This window comes from Candidatus Competibacter denitrificans Run_A_D11 (assembly GCF_001051235.1).
In the GTDB taxonomy this organism is placed as follows: domain Bacteria; phylum Pseudomonadota; class Gammaproteobacteria; order Competibacterales; family Competibacteraceae; genus Competibacter_A; species Competibacter_A denitrificans.
This window is the reverse complement of the sequence record NZ_CBTJ020000045.1, coordinates 83,282-101,260: the sequence shown is the minus strand read 5'-3', so window position 1 is coordinate 101,260 and position 17,979 is coordinate 83,282. Positions and strand designations below refer to the sequence as shown.

Below are 17,979 nucleotides of genomic sequence, written 5' to 3'. Positions count from 1 at the left end.
GCGAAACCACCACAACGGGTGCAGTGGGTAAAAGATGAGCGAGGAATTGGTCAATATCGAAGTCAACGGTATCCCGCTGAAGGCGCGCAAAGGTGCGATGCTGATCGAGAGCACCGATGCGGCGGGTATCGCGATCCCCCGGTTCTGCTATCACAAGAAGCTGTCCATTGCCGCCAACTGCCGGATGTGTCTGGTCGAGGTGGAAAAAGCGCCTAAGCCTTTGCCTGCCTGTGCGACGCCGGTCGTGGAGGGTATGAAGGCGTACACCCAATCGCCCAAGGCCCTCGCTGCCCAGAAAGGCACTATGGAGTTCTTGCTTATTAACCATCCGTTGGATTGCCCAATCTGCGATCAGGGTGGTGAATGCGAATTGCAGGATCTCGCGCTAGGCTACGGCAGTGATGTCTCGCGCTTCGCAGAGCGCAAACGGGTGGTTCGGGATAAGGACATCGGGCCGCTGATCGCCACGGATATGACGCGCTGCATTCACTGCACCCGTTGTGTGCGTTTCGGCGAAGAAATCGCCGGTCTACGAGAACTGGGTGCAACCGGACGCGGGGAACATGTGGAGATCGGCACCTATGTCTCCAAAGCAGTGGCCTCGGAACTGTCGGGCAACGTGATCGATCTCTGCCCGGTCGGTGCGTTGACTGCCAAACCGTCGCGCTATAAAGGCCGCTCTTGGGAATTCGTGCAACATGCAGCCATTGCTCCCCACGATTCCATCGGCTCCAACATCTATATTCACACCCTGCGCGGCCAAGTCATACGGGTGGTTCCGCGTGAAAATGAATCGATCAATGAAACGTGGCTTGCAGATCGTGATCGCTTCAGTTACGAAGGTATTTACAGCGAGGATCGTTTAGCGCAACCGCTGGTCGATGGTGCGGAGAGCGAATGGGAACCCGCGCTGGAGGCCGTTGCTCACCGCTTAAAGGATATCATCGCCCGCCACGGCGCCGAGTCGGTTGGTTTCCTGGTATCGCCCACAGCGACCCTTGAAGAGTTATATCTCGCGCAGAAGTTGGCGCGTGGTCTCGGTATCGCCAGTATCGACCATCGGCTACGACAAGTGGACTTCAGTGATCAGGATACCGCGCCGGTCTTCCCCTGGCTGGGTCAGAATTTAGCTGATCTGGAAACGGTGAAATCGGCGCTGCTGATCGGTTCAAACGTGCGGATGGAGCAACCCCTGGCCGGTCATCGCCTGCGTAAAGCGGCATTGGCGGGTGGCCGGATCATGTTCGTTAACCCACTCGATTTCGAGTTCCGTTTCCCGGTCGCCGCCAAAATCATCGCTTCGCCGGAGAGGATGGTCGCCGCGTTGGCTGGCATCGCCCAAGCGATAGCGCAGCGGAAAAATGAGACGTTACCGGCGAGTTTGGCTGGTTTGGCCGTGGCTGCTCCCAACGATGCCGAACAAGCCATTGCCGCCCATCTCATTGAGAATGCCCCGGCCACGGTGCTGTTGGGTAATTTGGCGGTGGCGAATCCCGCTTTTGCACAATTGCGCGCACTGGCTGGGTTCATCGCGCTGAATTTTCAGGCGAGCTTTGGTTATCTGCCAGAAGCGGCTAATTCGGTCGGTGGCTGGTTGACTGGTGCGTTGCCGCATCGCCTTGCGGGTGCTAAGCCAGCGACCACTGTCGGGTTGCCCGCCCACGCGATGTTGCAAGCACCGCGTAAGGCTTACGTCCTCATCGGTGTTGAACCGGAACTGGATTGTTGGGACGGAGCGGGCGCTTTGAAAGCGATGCAGGCCGCCGAGTTGGTGATTGCGCTCAGCCCATACGCCAGCACTTCCACTAAAACCTACGCCAAAATTATTTTGCCAGTGGGCAGCTTCGCCGAAACCTCCGGCACTTACGTCAATGCCGAAGGGATTTGGCAAAGCTTCCAGGGAGCCAGTAAACCGTTTGGAGCCGCCCGGCCGGCCTGGAAGGTGTTGCGGGTGTTGGGTAATTTATGCGGTTTGGAAGGTTTCGACTATGTGGCATCAGAAGAGGTGCTTGCCGAAATCCAGGCTACCTGCGCTGGAATACAACCCGATAATCGCCCCGATTTGGACAAGACCTTGACCCCGTTGCAGGCGAGTGGATTGCTGCGGGTTGCGGACGTGCCGATCTATGCGCTTGATCCGCTGGTGCGTCGCGCTCGTTCGTTGCAAATGAGTCCGCTGGCGCAGCCTTTTGCCGTGCGCTTGCATCCGGAAATGGCTCAGGAACTGGGTGTGGCTGAACGGGACCAGGTACAGGTACGCCAAAATGGCACAGCGGTCGATTTGCCGCTGCTGCTTGATGATGGCGTGCCCAAGGGCTGCGCCTGGATTCCGGCTGGAACCGCTGCCAGCGTGGCCCTCGGCCCTGCGTTTGGCCCGGTGACCATCCAATAACGATAAGGATCCTGGTGCGTGGAAACCCTGCTGACGATCATCATCATCCTGCTGAAAATTGTTGCCATCCTGGCACCGCTACTGACTGCGGTGGCGTATTTGACCTTCGCCGAACGCAAAATCATCGGCTATATGCAGATCCGGCTCGGCCCGAATCGCGTCGGCCCCAAGGGTTGGTTACAGCCGATTGCCGATGCCATGAAGTTGATGTTTAAAGAAATCATCATTCCCACACAGGCGGATCGGTTTCTTTTTCTTCTGGCACCGGTCGTTGCCTTCGGCCCGGCTCTGGCCGCCTGGGCTGTCATCCCCTTTGGCAATGAGATGATGCTCTCGCATCTGGATGCCGGTATTTTGTATCTGTTGGCGCTCACGTCAATGGGGGTTTATGGCGTCATCATCGCCGGATGGGCCTCAAATTCAAAATATGCGTTTCTTGGTGCGATGCGCTCGGCTGCGCAAATCGTCTCTTATGAGATCGCAATGGGGTTTGCTCTGGTTGGGGTATTGATGGCTGCCGGCAGCTTGAATCTGAATCAGGTGGTGCTTGCGCAGCAGGGCAGTATCCTGCACTGGTTCTGGTTGCCGCTATTACCGTTGTTTTTGGTGTACTTCATCTCCGGGGTTGCCGAAACGAATCGCGCACCATTCGATGTCGCTGAGGGCGAATCCGAAATCGTCGCTGGGTTTCATGTCGATTATTCGGGTATGGCCTTCGCCGTCTTCTTCCTGGCGGAATACGCCAACATGATTTTAGTGTCCGCTTTGGCGTCCACCATGTTTTTGGGGGGCTGGCTGTCGCCCTTCGAAGGGATTCCAGTTTTGGGCCAGTTATTCAGCTTCGTGCCCGGTCCGATTTGGCTGGTGATGAAGATTTCATTCCTGCTGTTGTTCTTCTTGTGGTTCCGCGCCACATTCCCGCGGTATCGCTACGATCAGATCATGCGGTTGGGCTGGAAAGTCTTTATCCCGGTCACCCTGGTATGGTTGCTGGTCATTGGCTTGGGTGTGCTGGGCCATGTAGGCCCGTGGTTTGATTGAGGCTAAATGGCGATGAATACTCTGAACACTGTCCGGCACTACTTTAAAACCTTCCTGCTATGGGAGTTGCTGCTGGGCTTGCGAGTGACCGGCCGCTATTTGTTTGCGAAAAAACTGACGGTGCAATACCCCGAAGAACTGACGCCGCTGTCGCATCGGTTCCGTGGGTTACACGCCCAGCGCCGCTATCCGAACGGCGAAGAGCGCTGTATTGCCTGTAAGCTTTGCGAAGCGGTTTGTCCAGCGCTAGCCATCACCATCGAATCGGAGCAACGTGCCGATGGTAGCCGACGCACCGTGCGTTATGACATTGATCTGTTTAAGTGCATTTATTGCGGATTTTGTGAGGAAGCCTGCCCCGTGGATGCTATCGTCGAGACCCGCACATTTGCGTACCATTTTGAGAATCGGGGCGAACACATCATGACCAAGGAAAAACTGCTCGCACATGGTGATCTCTGTGAAGCACAGATCGCCGCTGATCGAGCTATCGATGCGGCCTATCGCTAGTCCATCGCCCGAACCGGAAAACAGGTCCAGCCATGGGATTTGAAAAATTTCTGTTTTACGTTTTCGCCCTTATCCTGATCTTCGCAGCGGTGAGAGTGATCACTGTCCGTAACTCGGTACACGCCGCCTTGTTTTTGGTGTTAGCCTTTTTTACCAGCGCCGCTCTTTGGCTGTTGATCGAGGCCGAGTTTCTGGCTATCACCATGGTTCTGGTCTATGTCGGTGCGGTGATGGTGCTGTTCTTGTTCGTGGTGATGATGTTGGATCTCAACACCCAACCCCTGCGGGAAGGCTTCATCAAGTATTTGCCGGTCGGTGCCACGGTTGCCGTGATCATCGTGATTGAGATGGTGCTGGCCCTGGGGTCTGGTTATTTCAGCTCAGAGTCCTACAGCCTGGTCGCGCGTTCGGCCGATTACAGCAATACCAAGGAACTGGGCAGCGTCCTGTACACGTTTTATGTCTATCCGTTTGAAATCGCTTCGGTCATTCTACTGGTAGCGATTATTGCCGCTATTTCGCTGACATTGCGGCGGCGTGAGGGTACGAAGTCACAAAATCCGAGCCATCAGGTCCTGGTGTCCAGGGATGATCGGATACGGTTGGTCAATGTACCGGCAGAGAAAAAACATTAACCGGGACCGTGCGGTTGACGTGAGCGCTCCGGCGTCCGCGTCTCTGGCCGCCGGATTCCGGTACAACGAATTCCATCATTCCAATAAATCAAGGCGAGGGATAGATGATCACGCTTACTGATTATCTCGTGCTTGGAGCGATCCTCTTTTGTCTCAGCGTGGCCGGCATTTTTCTCAATCGGAAGAACGTCATTATCCTGCTGATGTCGATTGAGCTGATGCTGCTCGCGGTGAATTTCAATTTCATCGCCTTTTCACGGTTTCTTGATGACAGCATCGGCCAGGTGTTCGTGTTTTTCATCTTGACCGTGGCGGCTGCCGAATCAGCCATCGGCCTCGCTATCTTGGTCGTGCTGTTCCGTAACCGGCGTACCATCAACGTCGCCGACCTCGATATGCTCAAGGGTTAGCCGATGCAAAACGTCTATCTTGGGATCGCGCTTGCGCCGCTGTTTGGCGCGCTCATCGCTGGCTTGTTCGGGCGCAAGATCGGGCGTGCCGGCGCCCATTGGGTCACCATCATTGGCGTGGCGATTGCGTTTTTATTGTCACTTTTGGTGTTGCGGCATCATGTCTTCGATGGTGCGGAGCCGTATAACGGTACCGTTTATACCTGGATGGTCGTTGAAGGGATTCGCCTCGAAGTGGGTTTCCTGATCGATAATTTGACGGCGGTGATGATGTGTACAGTCACCTTCGTTTCGCTGATGGTACATATCTATACCATCGGTTATATGCACGACGATGACGGCTACCAGCGCTTCTTCAGTTATATCGCACTGTTTACGTTCGCCATGCTGATGCTGGTGATGGCCAATAACTTCCTGCAACTGTTCTTCGGTTGGGAAGGTGTCGGTTTAGTGTCTTACCTGCTGATCGGATTCTGGTACAAGCGTGAAAGCGCCATCTTTGCCAGCTTGAAAGCGTTTTTGGTCAACCGGGTCGGCGATTTTGGCTTTTTGCTGGGCATCGCCGCCGTGCTGATGGCGTTCAACAGCCTGGATTACGCCGATGTGTTTGCGGCAGCGCCGCTGATGGCCACGGTCACCGTCTATATCATTCCTGGGGTTGAATGGTCGCTGATGACGGTGATTTGTATCCTGTTGTTCATCGGGGCGATGGGTAAGTCAGCACAGGTTCCGCTTCATGTCTGGCTACCGGATTCGATGGAAGGCCCGACGCCGATTTCTGCGTTAATCCATGCTGCAACCATGGTCACCGCCGGCATTTTCATGGTGGCGCGGATGTCGCCACTGTTTGAATTGTCGGAAACTGCCTTGAGTTTTGTGCTGGTGATCGGTTCGATTACCGCGCTGTTCATGGGGTTCCTTGGCATCGTCCAGAACGATATCAAGCGGGTGGTCGCTTATTCCACGCTCTCACAGCTTGGCTATATGACCGTAGCACTGGGCGTGTCGGCTTATCCGGCCGCTATTTTCCACCTGATGACCCACGCTTTCTTCAAAGCGTTGCTGTTTCTGGGCGCCGGCTCGGTGATCATCGCCATGCATCACGAGCAGGATATTCGTAAGATGGGGGGACTTTGGAAATATATGCCGATTACCTGGCTAACGTTCCTGATCGGGACGCTGGCATTGATCGGCACGCCGGGTTTCTCAGGTTTCTATTCCAAAGACAGCATCTTGGAAGCGGTGCATTTTTCCCATATCGCCGGTTCCGGTTTCGCCTATTTCGCGGTGATGCTGGGTGTGTTCGTCACGTCATTCTATTCATTCCGCCTGTATTTCCTGGTCTTTCATGGCAAGGAGCGGATGGATCATCATACCCAGGAACATTTACATGAGACGCCGCCTGTGGTGTGGGGACCTCTCGTGCTGCTGGCGATTCCCTCGGTGGTCATCGGCGCAATGACAATGGCGCCTTTATTGTTCGGTGACGGGTTCGGCGGGAGCATCTTCATAGCGCCTGAACATAACGTACTGGCGCATCTCGAAGAAGAATTTCATGGTCCGAGGAGTTTCGCGTTGCACGGACTCTTCGGCTTGCCATTCATTCTGGTGGTTGCCGGGTTTTTATCAGCCTTTTATCTCTATATGCTCAAACCTGAATTGCCCGATCTGATTCAGCAGCGGTTCGCCACGCTCTACGACATCATGAACCGCAAATATTTGTTCGATGAAATCTATCAGTCGGTTTTCATGCGGGGCAGTCGGAATCTGGGCACTGCACTGTGGAAATTTGGCGATGCCGGCTTGATCGATGGCGTGCTGGTCAACGGCAGCGCGCGGCTGGTGGGCTGGGTCGCCGCCGTTGCTCGACATTTACAATCCGGCTATCTGTATACCTATGCCTTCGCGATGATCATTGGGTTGCTGATCTTGCTGACCTGGTTTATCGCCCGCTAACCTGGAAGAAGAAAAACCATGCTGTCGGAACTGCCCTTGCTGAGTCTTGTCATCTGGTTTCCGATTCTCGGTGGTATCGCCGTGCTCTTTGTGGGCGATGATAGCCCCAGTCGCGTTAAATCCTTGGCCCTAACGGTGGCAATCCTGGCGTTCCTGATCAGTGTGCCGCTGTACTCGGCTTTTGATCACACCACCGCCGCCATGCAGTTTCAAGAATTTGTCCCATGGATTCCGGCGTTCAATGCCAACTACCATGTCGGAGTGGATGGTTTTTCGATGCCGCTGATCTTGCTGACCTCCTTCATGACAGTCGTGGTCGTGATCGCGGGTTGGGAAGTGATCCAGTATCGGATCGCGCAGTACATGGCTGCCTTCCTGATCATGGAAGGGTTGATGATCGGGGTATTCGCTGCCCTGGACGCGCTGTTGTTCTACGTGTTTTTCGAAGCGATGCTGATTCCGATGTTTTTGATTATCGGCATCTGGGGGGGACCGCGGCGAGTCTATGCCACTCTCAAGTTTTTCCTCTATACCTTCCTCGGCTCGGTGTTCATGCTGATCGCCCTGATCTACATGTACAATCAAGCCAATAGCTTCGAAATCCTCGATTTCCACAAGCTACCGTTGACGATGACCGAGCAGATTTGGATCTTTTTTGCCTTCCTGCTGGGTTTTTCGGTCAAGGTGCCGATGTGGCCGGTTCATACGTGGTTACCGGATGCGCATGTGGAAGCGCCCACCGGTGGTTCGGTCATCTTGGCGGCCATCACCTTGAAGATCGGCGGCTACGGTTTCTTGCGATTCACCCTGCCGATCACGCCGGATGCTTCGGCCATGCTGGATTGGCTGATCATCACCCTGTCGTTGATCGCCGTCATCTATATCGGCTTGGTCGCGCTGATTCAGCAGGATATGAAAAAGCTGATTGCCTATTCCTCTATTGCTCATATGGGCTTCGTGACCTTGGGATTTTTCATCGTATTCGGTCTATACCGCCATACTGGCAATTTGAACGGCGCGGCGATGGGAGTCGAGGGGGGTATGGTGCAAATGATTTCCCACGGCTTCATTTCGGGTGCTTTGTTCCTTTGCGTTGGCGTTCTGTATGACCGAGTTCATTCGCGCCAGATCAAGGATTACGGCGGAGTCGTCAATACCATGCCGGTCTTTGCCGCGTTCATGGTGCTGTTTGGCATGGCCAACGCGGGCTTGCCGGGTACTTCGGGATTTGTCGGCGAATTTATGGTGATTATGAGCACCTTCAAGGCCGGGTTCTGGCTGGCGTTTTTGGCGTCCTTCACCTTGATTCTGGGCGCGGCGTATACCTTGTGGCTCATCAAGCGGGTCATCTTTGGCGAGATCGGGAATAGCCATGTCGCCGAACTGAAGGATATGAATTGCCGTGAAACCATCATGTTAAGTTTGTTGGCAGCGGCCGTCTTGTTGCTTGGTGTCTGGCCGGACCCGTTGGCTTCGGTGATGCATGCGTCGGTCGATAATCTGTTGCAGCATATCACCGCGACCAAACTCTAGGTCTGTTGTCGCCGAGAACAACGAGAAAATAGGAAGCCACCATGAATTTTGTCGCCCCTGACTTCATGCCGGTATTGCCCGAAATATTTGTGTTGACCATGGCCTGCCTGGTGCTGGTGGTCGATGTGTTTTTGGAACAGCAGCAACGCCACATCACTTACGGGTTGGCGCAAGTGACGTTGCTGGCTACGGCGTTGCTGTTGTTGTTGACGTTCGCGCGGGTTCCGGTCACCACCATGTTTGGTCATTACATCAAGGATGCAATGGGCGATTTGCTCAAGTTCTGCATTTGCTTGGCCGCCGCCGCCGTCTTTTTATACTCCCGCGATTATCTGCGGCAGCGCGATCTGTTCAAAGGCGAATACTTCGTGCTTGGTCTGTTCGGTGTGCTCGGCATGATGATCATGGTGTCGGCGCACAGCCTGCTCAGCGTGTATTTGGGCCTGGAATTATTGTCGTTGTCGCTTTATGCGCTGGTGGCGGTGGATCGGGATTCGCCAGTCGGTTGCGAAGCAGCCATGAAGTACTTTGTGCTGGGTTCGCTGGCATCCGGTATGTTGTTATACGGCATCTCAATGGTCTATGGGGCGACGGGTAGCGTGGATCTCCAGGTGATCGCCGATGTGATCGCCAAACAGGGTACGAGCAATTTGGTCCTGGTTTTCGGACTGGTCTTTCTGGTCGTCGGCTTGGCGTTCAAACTGGGTGCAGTGCCATTTCACATGTGGCTACCTGACATCTATCAGGGCGCTCCGACCTCCGTGACGTTATACATCGGCTCGGCACCCAAACTAGCGGCGTTTGCCTTGCTGATGCGCGTTTTGGTCGATGGACTCGGCGCTTTCCAAAATGACTGGCAGCAGATGCTGATCATTCTGGCGGTCCTCTCCATGGCTCTGGGTAACCTGGTGGCTATCGCCCAGACCAACATCAAGCGAATGCTGGCCTATTCGACGATTTCGCATGTAGGGTTTTTGTTGCTCGGTATCTTAGCCGGTACGCCGGAGGGTTACTCAGCATCAATGTTCTACGCCATCGTGTATGTGTTGATGGCGGTTGGCGCCTTCGGTGTGATCCTCCTGCTGAGCCGTACCGGCTTCGAAGCTGAAAATATTGATGACTTCAAAGGCTTAAATGACCGTAGCCCGTGGCTGGCATTCATTATGATGGTCGTTATGATGTCGATGGCGGGAATTCCTTTTATGGCGGGCTTCTACGCCAAGTGGGTAGTTCTGCAAGCGGTTATCAATATTGGATTCGTTTGGCTGGCGCTGGTCGGTGTCGTGTTTTCGGTGGTTGGTGCGTTCTACTACCTGCGGGTCGTCAAATGCATCTATTTCGATAAGCCTGAACAGAGCGAGTCGATCAGCATCAGCCGAGATGTCGAGATCGTCATCAGTGCCAATGGGTTATTGCTGATTATTTTAGGCTTGTATCCAACGGCTTTGATGACGTGGTGCTCCACAGCCTTGTTAAACTAATCCATTGTCTCAACAAATCATCATCGGTATTTGGTTAGGGTTAGCGATCATTGCGGCCAATCTTCCTTGGCTGAGTGAGCGGTGGCTGTTTGTGATTGTGCGCCAGGGGGGCCAAGCCAAGCCGTTTTGGTTGCGCTTGATCGAATGGGGTTTACTGTACGCACTGATTCTGGCCATGGGGTTTGGCTTCGAGTATAAAGCGGCAGGTACCGTTCAGGCCCAAGGCTGGGAGTTTTATACGGCGACACTCTGTTTATTCATGGTGGGCGCCCTTCCAGGGTTTGTGTATCGCTACCAATTGCGGCGGTTGTTGGCGCAAGCAGGTTGGTAGTCGCCCCAAGCCATGTGAGAAGCGATACGGGCGGGCAGAAGATAATCTTTTGCCGCCCGTGATGGTTTATCCTCCCTCGCCACTATCCAGTCACGCCCTTGGTGTGACCCTTTTCCTAGCATTCCAGAATCCTCCCAAGATCAGCGCATTATGACTAAACTGACTACGCCTTATTATCTGATTGATGAAACAAAATTACTGAGGAATTTAGAAATCATCCAACAGGTGCGGGAAACGTCCGGTGCAAAATCTGTGCTGGCGCTAAAATGTTTTTCGACTTGGGGGGTATTCGATTTAATGCAGCGCTATATGGACGGCACGACGAGCAGCTCTTTATTTGAAGCACGTCTCGGTTATGAAAAATTTGGTAAAGAAGTACATGCTTACAGCGTGGGATTTTCCGAAAAAGAGGTCAAAGCTGTTGCGAAATTTGCCAGTAAAGTCATCTTTAATTCACTGTCACAATTGAAGCGCTATTATAGCTTTGTGAGCGATAAGCGGTTGGGGCTACGGATCAATCCGGGTATTAGCTACTCACATTTTGATCTTGCCGATCCGGCTAGAAAATGTTCCAGATTGGGTGTCGTCGATCAAGACGAAATTATGAAAATTGCCCCGCTGTTAAGTGGGGTGATGTTTCATTTTAATTGCGAAAATGATGATTTTAAAAATCTTACGACTGCTATTGACTATATCAGCAAGAAATATGGTTCATTGCTGGAAAAACTGGAGTGGGTCAGTTTCGGTGGTGGGATTTATTTTACTAAGGAAGGTTATCCTATAGAGCCATTTTGCGAGAAACTAAAAAACTTCTCCGAAAAATTTGGCGTGCAAGTGTATTTGGAACCCGGAGAAGCCACGATTACCCAGTGCGCTGAATTGGTCACGACCGTATTGGATGTGGTGCATAACGAAATTGATATCGCCATTGTCGATGCCTCAGTGGAAGCGCATATGCTCGATCATTTGATTTACGGCACCCGTGCAAAAATTTCAGCTCCAGAGCCAGGGCGCTATCGCGTCATGATCGCAGGGCGGACTTGTCTGGCGGGTGACGTATTTGGTGAGTACAAGCTAAGAAATAAATTGAAGGTTGGTAGCGAAGTGCGTATTGCGGATGCTGCCGGTTACACCATGGTCAAGAAAAATTGGTTCAATGGCCTGGCGATGCCCGCTATCGCGGTGCGTCGGTTTGATGGCACGGTGGACGTGCTCAGAAAATTCCGCTACAAAGATTTCAAACGTAGCCTTTCCTGAATCGGGAGCTATCACCGCATGAAAAAGAATGTACTAATTATCGGCGCTGGTGGGGTCGCTCATGTCGCGGCCCATAAAGCCGCGATGAATAATGCTCTGCTGGGCGATATCTGCATTGCCTCGCGTACCCTGGCGAAATGCGATGGTATTATCGAAAGTGTTAAACGTAAAGGGCATATTCAGAATCCTGCTTATAAGTTGTATTCGCGCCAGATCGATGCCCTCGATATTCCGGCGACTGTGAAATTGATCAAAGAAACCAATTCGCAAATCGTCATTAATCTGGGCCAGGCATTTTTGAATATGTCGATCCTGGAAGCCTGTTTGGAAACAGGTGTCGCTTATATTGATACGGCCATTCACGAAGAGCCAGACAAGGTATGTGAAAATCCGCCCTGGTATGCCAATTATGAATGGAAGCGCAAGGAGCGCTGTGCTGAAAAAGGGCTGACCGCTATTCTTGGCGCAGGCTTTGATCCGGGTGTGGTCAATGCCTATTGCGCGCTGGCGGTAAAGCGTTATTTCGACAAGATCGACACTATCGATATTCTGGATGTTAATGCCGGTAGTCATGGCAAATATTTCGCCACCAATTTCGACCCCGAAATCAATTTCCGTGAATTCATCAAGGTATGGACCTGGATCGACCGCCAGTGGAAGGAATATCCCACGCATTCCGTCAAGCGCGTTTATGACTTTCCGGTGGTCGGGTCGTGCCCTATTTACCTGAACGGGCATGATGAACTGCATTCGCTGTCTAAGAATATTGACGCCAACAGCATCCGGTTCTGGATGGGCTTTGGCGATCACTATATCAATGTATTTACTGTGCTCCGTACTTTAGGGTTCCTCTCGCATTTGCCGGTAACGCTGAGTACGGGACAAGAAGTCGTACCACTCAAAGTGGTAAAAGCATTGTTGCCCGATCCACAAACGCTAGCGCCGGGCTACACAGGCAAGACCTGTATCGGCAATTTCGTCAAAGGCTGGAAGAACGGTAAAGCGCGGGAAGTCTTTATTTATCAAGTTTCGGATCACAAACAGTGCTACGAGGAAGTGGAATCACAAGGTATCAGCTACACAGCGGGTGTACCCCCCGTCGCGGCAGCCATGCTGGTGGCGCAGGGTGATTGGGATGCCAAGACCATGGTGAACGTCGAGGAACTCGATCCAGAACCGTTCATCGCCATCCTCGATAAAATCGGGTTACCGACCGATATTAAAGAAATCGAACCGGGTAGTCAGGCTTCCTTCAACGGCACCGTTCGGGATCTGGAGACTGAATTGGCCGAATCAACCGCGATGGTCACGGTGTCAGCGGCTAACCCGATGATCGCGGTGATGCGTAAACCGGCCGCTAAAGCCGGTTGAACAAGGGATTTCTGCAATCGACTTTGACTGGATCTCCGACGCCGACTCAGAAAGCGTAAAGGTCCAGTCAAAGTTATCCATGATGCTGAGCGGCTTATTCAAACCGCTCAGGGTGCGAATCCTTTATCGACAGGGTTGCTGCTGTCCTGGCGGCAAGCTCTTACACTCCGGTAGGTTCGGAGCCTTCTGATAGAAATCCTGCCCTGGCTGCAGGCGTTGCTGGAGCGCTTGCTGTCGAGCCTGTTCTTGGGCAGCTCGTTGCTGGGCCTGCGCTTGTTCCGCTAGCTGCCGCTGCCGTTCCTGCTCGGCTAGTTGTCGCTGGCGGGCTTGCTCCGCTTGTTGGCGCTGTAGCTGAAGAGCTTGTTGCTGAGCCTGTTCTTGAGCGGCCCGTTGCTGCGCCTGCGCTTGTTCCGCTTGTTGGCGCTGTAGCTGGAGAGCTTGCTGCTGAGCCTGTTCTTGAGCGGCCCGTTGCTGCGCCTGCGCTTGTTCGGCTTGTTGGCGCTGTAGCTGAAGGGCTTGTTGCTGAGCGCGTTCCTGCTCAGCACGCTGGCGCTCTTGTTCCGCTTGCTGTCGCTGTAGCTGGAGAGCTTGTTGCTGAGCGCGTTCCTGCTCGGCACGTTGTCGCGCCTGCTGCTCTGCCAGTTGCCGTTGTTGCTGTATGGCTTGCTGCTGGGCATGTTCTTGCTCAGCACGTTGCCGTGCTTGCTCTTGCTCCGCTTGTTGGCGCAGCATGACCTCCCGCTGGGCGCGCTCCTGTTCGGCCCGCTGTCGCGCCTGCTCTTGTTCGAACTGCTGTCGCCTGATTTGCTCCTCCTCCGCTTGTTGGCGTGCTCGCTGCACCTGTTCCTGCTCCGCCTGCTGTCGGGCCTGCTCTTGCTCTAGGCGCTGGTTAGGTTGTGGCCGTTGGGGCGGATGACGTTCTGGAGGACGTAGGGCGCGCTCTGGCTCAGGGCGCGGTGGGTAAGGAGGATCGTTCCTTTCAGGGGCCGGAGAAGGTGGAAGAGGACGAATGGGCTGATCTACCCCTAGCCGATTTCCACGGTTACGCTGTTCCTGATCGACGATAGGGCGCTGATCTCCTGGAGGGGGAACCGGTGGGCCAGGAGGTGCAACGGAGTTGCTGGGTGGAGAACCTGGGCGAGGCGGGCGCATAGGTGGTGGTAGCGGCGGTGGCGGCGGTTCGACCGCCGTTCGGACGACTTCAGGACGAAACAAAATGACGCGCCCATTTTGTAACAGCGGCTCCTTCCTGAGAGGTCGGTTGATTTCATCCACCTGATAAGGAATGATGCGCGTTCGCGTTTCTTCTTCAAAGCGTCTTGGATCAATACTCAGGTTCACGATGCGCCGGTCAGTGATGTGGTAACGGGTCGCATTGGTGGTTCGATTAAGCAGAGCGGTGTTGCGCGAGCGCGACACAATAACCAGGTTTAGGCGGCGATGAAGGAACCGCTGCGAAGGGACGAAGGACCAGGAATTCCAACGGCTCCCAAAGTCCGGCCCTGGAGGGGCAAACCCAACCCCCGGATCGAATCGAATATCGGGCGGTAGGGGTGCCCAGCCGATGAAACCGCCCCCGCTGCGCCAGCCGACCCATGCCGGTCCCCATTCGGTGCCTGGCACCCAGGCCCAGCCCCGGCGCCCAGTATCGTAGAACCAGCGTCCATAGTGAAACGGCATCGACCCCCAAGGATCTTGGGAAACCCAGGTCCAGCCATAGTCATCGGTGAAGACCCAATAGCCGAACGTATAGGGTCGCCAATTTTTATCGACAGTCGGATACCAAACCCAGCCATACGGTTCGCGCCGGCGCCAATCGCCATAAGGGCCTAACTCCTCATAGAAAAAGCTGTAGTCGATGCGATCCTGGGCCTGTACCGTCGCTCCACCCACCAAAGAGAAGCGCGGCCAATCGCCGGGGCTTACCCCGACATTCATCAATAGTGCACCGGCCACCAGCGCTAAGCCGAATTTAGTTTTCACGCTCTACCTCGCTACCAATAACTGGATTATCGCGTGTCGTTCTCAAGGGATGGTCAAGCGACATAACACCGCAGGTCGATTCTAAGCAGTTGAATCTTCATAAGAGATAAAACTGTCAGACTCAAATGAATTGCAGCAAATACGCGCTGAATCCAAGATGAATAAAGCTACTTTAGCATTCCGGAAAATCCATCCCGCTTTGGAAAGTGTCCGTCGCCACGCCGCCGCACGATTCCCCTGCTTGCCTGTAACCATGCGATAATTATTAACTAACCCGACCCTTGATCGATAATCGTCTTGCGCGTTTGCCTTACTGCACCCAACCGCCCGCCCAGTTGGTATCCCGGTTCGCGGATCTTTTTGCGCGATACTCCCAGCGGCCTACCGGCGTGGCTGCTTGATCCCGGCTCGCTAACCCAGCGCTTGCGTTGCGCTTGCGCGGGAACTTTCCGTGTCCGAGTCTTGGGGCAGGGTTGGACGCGCCCCAGCCGCGACGAGGCGGCAGCGTTACGACTGCGCGGATCTGTCTGGGCTTGGACCCGCGAAGTGCAGCTATTATGTGACGAACATCCGTGGGTATTCGCTCGCACATTGATTCCACCGCAGACACTCCGGGGGCGAGGTCGCCGATTAACCGCGCTCGGTACCAAACCGTTGGGCGCGGTACTGTTTGCCGATCCACGCGCCCAGCGTGGACCCGTCGAAATTACCCGGATCGTTGCCGGCCAGTCTCTTCACCAGCGAGCCTTCGCCGGTTTCGCGGAGTCGCCGCAGGTTATCTGGGGCCGTCGTTCGGTCTTTCGCATCGACCACGATCCTTTGTTAGTACTAGAGCTTTTTCTACCGACTATACCCGTATCGTCCACTTAGTTGCTACCCGAATATACTTTGATCATGATCATTGAACGCCTTGAGAACCGTTTGTGCGAGTATGCCCTGCTGATGCGCCTGCACCGTCCCATCGGCATCTACTTGCTGTTATGGCCAACCTTATGGGCCTTGTGGCTGGCAGGCAATGGCCAGCCGCCGCGTGGAACCACGCTGGTTTTCATCATCGGCGTGGCGCTGATGCGGTCGGCCGGCTGCGTCATGAACGACATCGCCGACCGCAAGTTCGACCCCCATGTCGCGCGTACCCGCGACCGGCCACTCGCGGCAGGCCGAGTCAGCTTGGGTGAAGCGGTTGGCGTGGCTTCGGTACTGTGCCTGCTTGCGTTTGCGCTGGTGCTCACCCAAAATGCCCTGACCGTCAAGCTGGCCTTTATCGGGTTGGCATTGGCCCTGACTTACCCGTTCATGAAACGGTTTCATCATTTTCCGCAACTGCATTTAGGCGCTGCATTCGGTTGGGGTATCCCGATGGCTTACGCGGCGATTACCGATACCGTGCCTTTGGTCGCTTGGGTGCTGTTTGCCGGCAATATTCTCTGGTCGGCGATTTACGATACGCAATATGCGATGGTGGATCGAGAAGACGACCTAAAGATCGGCGTGAAATCCACCGCTATCCTGTTCGGAGAACAGGACCGGCGCATCATCGGCTATCTGCAATTAGCTTTTATAGCCTTGCTGATCGGTATTGGTCTGCTGACCGGACGCGGCTGGCTTTATTATTTGGCCTGTTTCGTGGCCGCTTGGTTTGCTTTGTATCAGCAATACCTGATCCACAATCGGGTACCGGAGGACTGTTTTAAGGCATTTCTCAACAACAACGGCTTGGGGTCGGTCATTTTTTGCGGGTTGCTGTTGGATTTTCTGCCGGCCAGCACACCCTAGAAATCGCTCAATTTTGCCGAAGGAGCACTGATGCTGGTCATCCACGTTTTCATTCACGTTAAATCCGAGTCGGTCGAGGCTTTCAAAATGGCATCGCTGGAAAATGCTCGCCATAGCGTTCGGGAACCCGGCATTGCCCGTTTCGATGTCATTCAGCAAACCGATGATCCGACGCGGTTCGTGCTGGTCGAGGTTTATCGCACGGTCGAGGCGACGGTTGCGCACAAAGAAACCGAGCACTACGCCCGTTGGCGCGATACTGTGGCCGACATGATGGCCGAGCCACGTTCCAGCGTGAAATACGCCAATGTATTCCCGGTCGATGCCGGTTGGGATTATCCGGTAGGCGTTTGAGACTGGCCACCGATGCCCCAAGAGTTGGAGCTGCGAACGCCGTATTTGCGGCTGGCCGCGCGGGCCTGGGGGCCAACCGATGGCATTCCAGTATTGGCGCTGCACGGTTGGCTGGATAACGCCGCCAGCTTCGATGCGCTTGCGCCACAACTGTCTGATCTACGACTGGTCGCGCTGGATTTGACCGGCCATGGCCATTCTGAACACCGCCCACCAGGGGCACACTACCACTTCGTTGATTTTGTGCCTGATGTGATCGCTGCTGCCGATGCGCTTGGCTGGCAGCACTTCGCTCTGCTGGGTCACTCTCTGGGCGGGGGCATCGTCAGTTTCGTGGCAGCCATCCTGCCGGAACGTATCACGCAAGTGGCGATGATCGAAGGCTTGGGGCCACCGACTAGCGATCCCGCCGATGGTCCAGCCAATCTGCGCAAAACCATCGGACAGATGGATGCGTTGCCGCGCAAGCACCCGACGCTGTATGCCGATCTTGAGGCAGCGATCCAGGCGCGCTGCGAGGCGAGCGGCTTATCATGGCGAGCGGCGTCGATTCTGGTCGAGCGCAGCCTTCAGCCGGTCGGCGACCGGGGTTACAGTTGGCGCACCGATCCCCGGTTACGCTTCGTCTCGCCGCTCTATCTAACCGAACCGCAAATCCTCGCCTATATGGCACGGATCGAAGCCCCGGCCCTGCTGATCTGTGGTGCGGACGGCTATCTGGTCAAGCGCGCCTACATGCAGGAGCGCTACGCCCGTATTGCGCGCCTGAGCGTGCATATCCTGCCAGGCGGGCATCACCCGCACCTGGAAGATCCGGAACCTTGCGCCCAGTTGTTGCGGCCATTCTTTGCGGCGGATCGGCCAGCATAGGAGCGTGGCTCAAACGATGGGCAGAGGGGTAGAACCTGTACTATCTTTGCGGCAATCTCTTATCTTTTTCGGTGCCGTG

Annotated in this window: 16 protein-coding genes; 15 read left to right on the top strand and 1 reads right to left on the bottom strand. The window is 54.7% G+C overall.

The window, feature by feature from the left end; all coding sequences use genetic code 11:
- The first annotated feature begins 34 nt into the window (after nt 1-34).
- The 11 genes from nuoG to BN873_RS10920 all read left to right on the top strand — a co-directional run bounded on the left by nuoG (nt 35) and on the right by BN873_RS10920 (nt 12,917).
- On the top strand, nt 35-2,392 hold the full coding sequence (gene nuoG / locus BN873_RS10970; RefSeq protein WP_048673632.1) for an NADH-quinone oxidoreductase subunit NuoG: 2,358 nt from the start codon (nt 35-37) through the stop codon (nt 2,390-2,392).
- 18 nt (nt 2,393-2,410) lie between these two features.
- Nucleotides 2,411-3,433 carry an NADH-quinone oxidoreductase subunit NuoH gene (nuoH, locus tag BN873_RS10965; protein WP_048673631.1) on the top strand — a complete coding sequence of 341 codons (1,023 nt, stop codon included), beginning with the start codon at nt 2,411-2,413 and terminating at the stop codon, nt 3,431-3,433.
- Nucleotides 3,434-3,454: 21 nt separating this feature from the next.
- Nucleotides 3,455-3,943: an NADH-quinone oxidoreductase subunit NuoI gene (nuoI, locus tag BN873_RS10960; RefSeq protein ID WP_048673654.1), complete on the top strand. Its 489-nt coding sequence runs from the start codon at nt 3,455-3,457 to the stop codon at nt 3,941-3,943.
- Between the two features lie 32 nt (nt 3,944-3,975).
- Nucleotides 3,976-4,578, top strand: coding sequence for an NADH-quinone oxidoreductase subunit J (locus BN873_RS10955; RefSeq protein WP_048673630.1), 603 nt, complete (start codon nt 3,976-3,978; stop codon nt 4,576-4,578).
- Between the two features lie 104 nt (nt 4,579-4,682).
- Complete coding sequence (nuoK, locus tag BN873_RS10950) at nt 4,683-4,988, top strand: NADH-quinone oxidoreductase subunit NuoK (RefSeq protein WP_048673629.1); 306 nt, start codon at nt 4,683-4,685, stop codon at nt 4,986-4,988.
- A 3-nt stretch (nt 4,989-4,991) separates the two neighbouring features.
- Nucleotides 4,992-6,944, top strand: a complete 1,953-nt coding sequence (gene nuoL / locus BN873_RS10945) for an NADH-quinone oxidoreductase subunit L (RefSeq protein ID WP_048673628.1) — start codon at nt 4,992-4,994, stop codon at nt 6,942-6,944.
- Nucleotides 6,945-6,962: 18 nt separating this feature from the next.
- Nucleotides 6,963-8,477, top strand: a complete 1,515-nt coding sequence (locus BN873_RS10940) for an NADH-quinone oxidoreductase subunit M (protein ID WP_048673627.1) — start codon at nt 6,963-6,965, stop codon at nt 8,475-8,477.
- 41 nt (nt 8,478-8,518) lie between these two features.
- Nucleotides 8,519-9,958, top strand: a complete 1,440-nt coding sequence (gene nuoN / locus BN873_RS10935; RefSeq protein WP_048673626.1) for an NADH-quinone oxidoreductase subunit NuoN — start codon at nt 8,519-8,521, stop codon at nt 9,956-9,958.
- 4 nt (nt 9,959-9,962) lie between these two features.
- The gene (locus BN873_RS10930; protein WP_048673625.1) at nt 9,963-10,289 is read left to right on the top strand and encodes a DUF2818 family protein; all 327 of its coding nucleotides are present in this window, start codon (nt 9,963-9,965) and stop codon (nt 10,287-10,289) included.
- 150 nt (nt 10,290-10,439) lie between these two features.
- Nucleotides 10,440-11,546: a carboxynorspermidine decarboxylase gene (nspC, locus tag BN873_RS10925; protein WP_048673624.1), complete on the top strand. Its 1,107-nt coding sequence runs from the start codon at nt 10,440-10,442 to the stop codon at nt 11,544-11,546.
- 18 nt (nt 11,547-11,564) lie between these two features.
- A complete protein-coding gene (locus BN873_RS10920; protein ID WP_048673623.1) occupies nt 11,565-12,917 on the top strand; it encodes a saccharopine dehydrogenase family protein in 1,353 nt (450 codons plus the stop codon).
- Between the two features lie 123 nt (nt 12,918-13,040).
- Here BN873_RS10920 and BN873_RS20090 read toward each other — a convergent pair whose 3' ends face one another.
- A complete protein-coding gene (locus BN873_RS20090; RefSeq protein WP_048673622.1) occupies nt 13,041-14,900 on the bottom strand; it encodes a DUF6600 domain-containing protein in 1,860 nt (619 codons plus the stop codon).
- Between the two features lie 297 nt (nt 14,901-15,197).
- Between BN873_RS20090 and BN873_RS19490 the strand changes: the two genes are divergently transcribed.
- The 4 genes from BN873_RS19490 to BN873_RS10895 are packed head-to-tail and all read left to right on the top strand — an operon-like array spanning nt 15,198 to nt 17,900.
- A complete protein-coding gene (locus BN873_RS19490; RefSeq protein WP_082161226.1) occupies nt 15,198-15,770 on the top strand; it encodes a chorismate--pyruvate lyase family protein in 573 nt (190 codons plus the stop codon).
- Between the two features lie 24 nt (nt 15,771-15,794).
- Nucleotides 15,795-16,676, top strand: coding sequence for a 4-hydroxybenzoate octaprenyltransferase (gene ubiA, locus BN873_RS10905; protein WP_048673620.1), 882 nt, complete (start codon nt 15,795-15,797; stop codon nt 16,674-16,676).
- 30 nt (nt 16,677-16,706) lie between these two features.
- The gene (locus tag BN873_RS10900; protein WP_048673619.1) at nt 16,707-17,030 is read left to right on the top strand and encodes a putative quinol monooxygenase; all 324 of its coding nucleotides are present in this window, start codon (nt 16,707-16,709) and stop codon (nt 17,028-17,030) included.
- A gap of 12 nt (nt 17,031-17,042) precedes the next feature.
- Nucleotides 17,043-17,900 carry an alpha/beta fold hydrolase gene (locus BN873_RS10895; RefSeq protein ID WP_048673618.1) on the top strand — a complete coding sequence of 286 codons (858 nt, stop codon included), beginning with the start codon at nt 17,043-17,045 and terminating at the stop codon, nt 17,898-17,900.
- Nucleotides 17,901-17,979 lie beyond the last annotated feature (79 nt).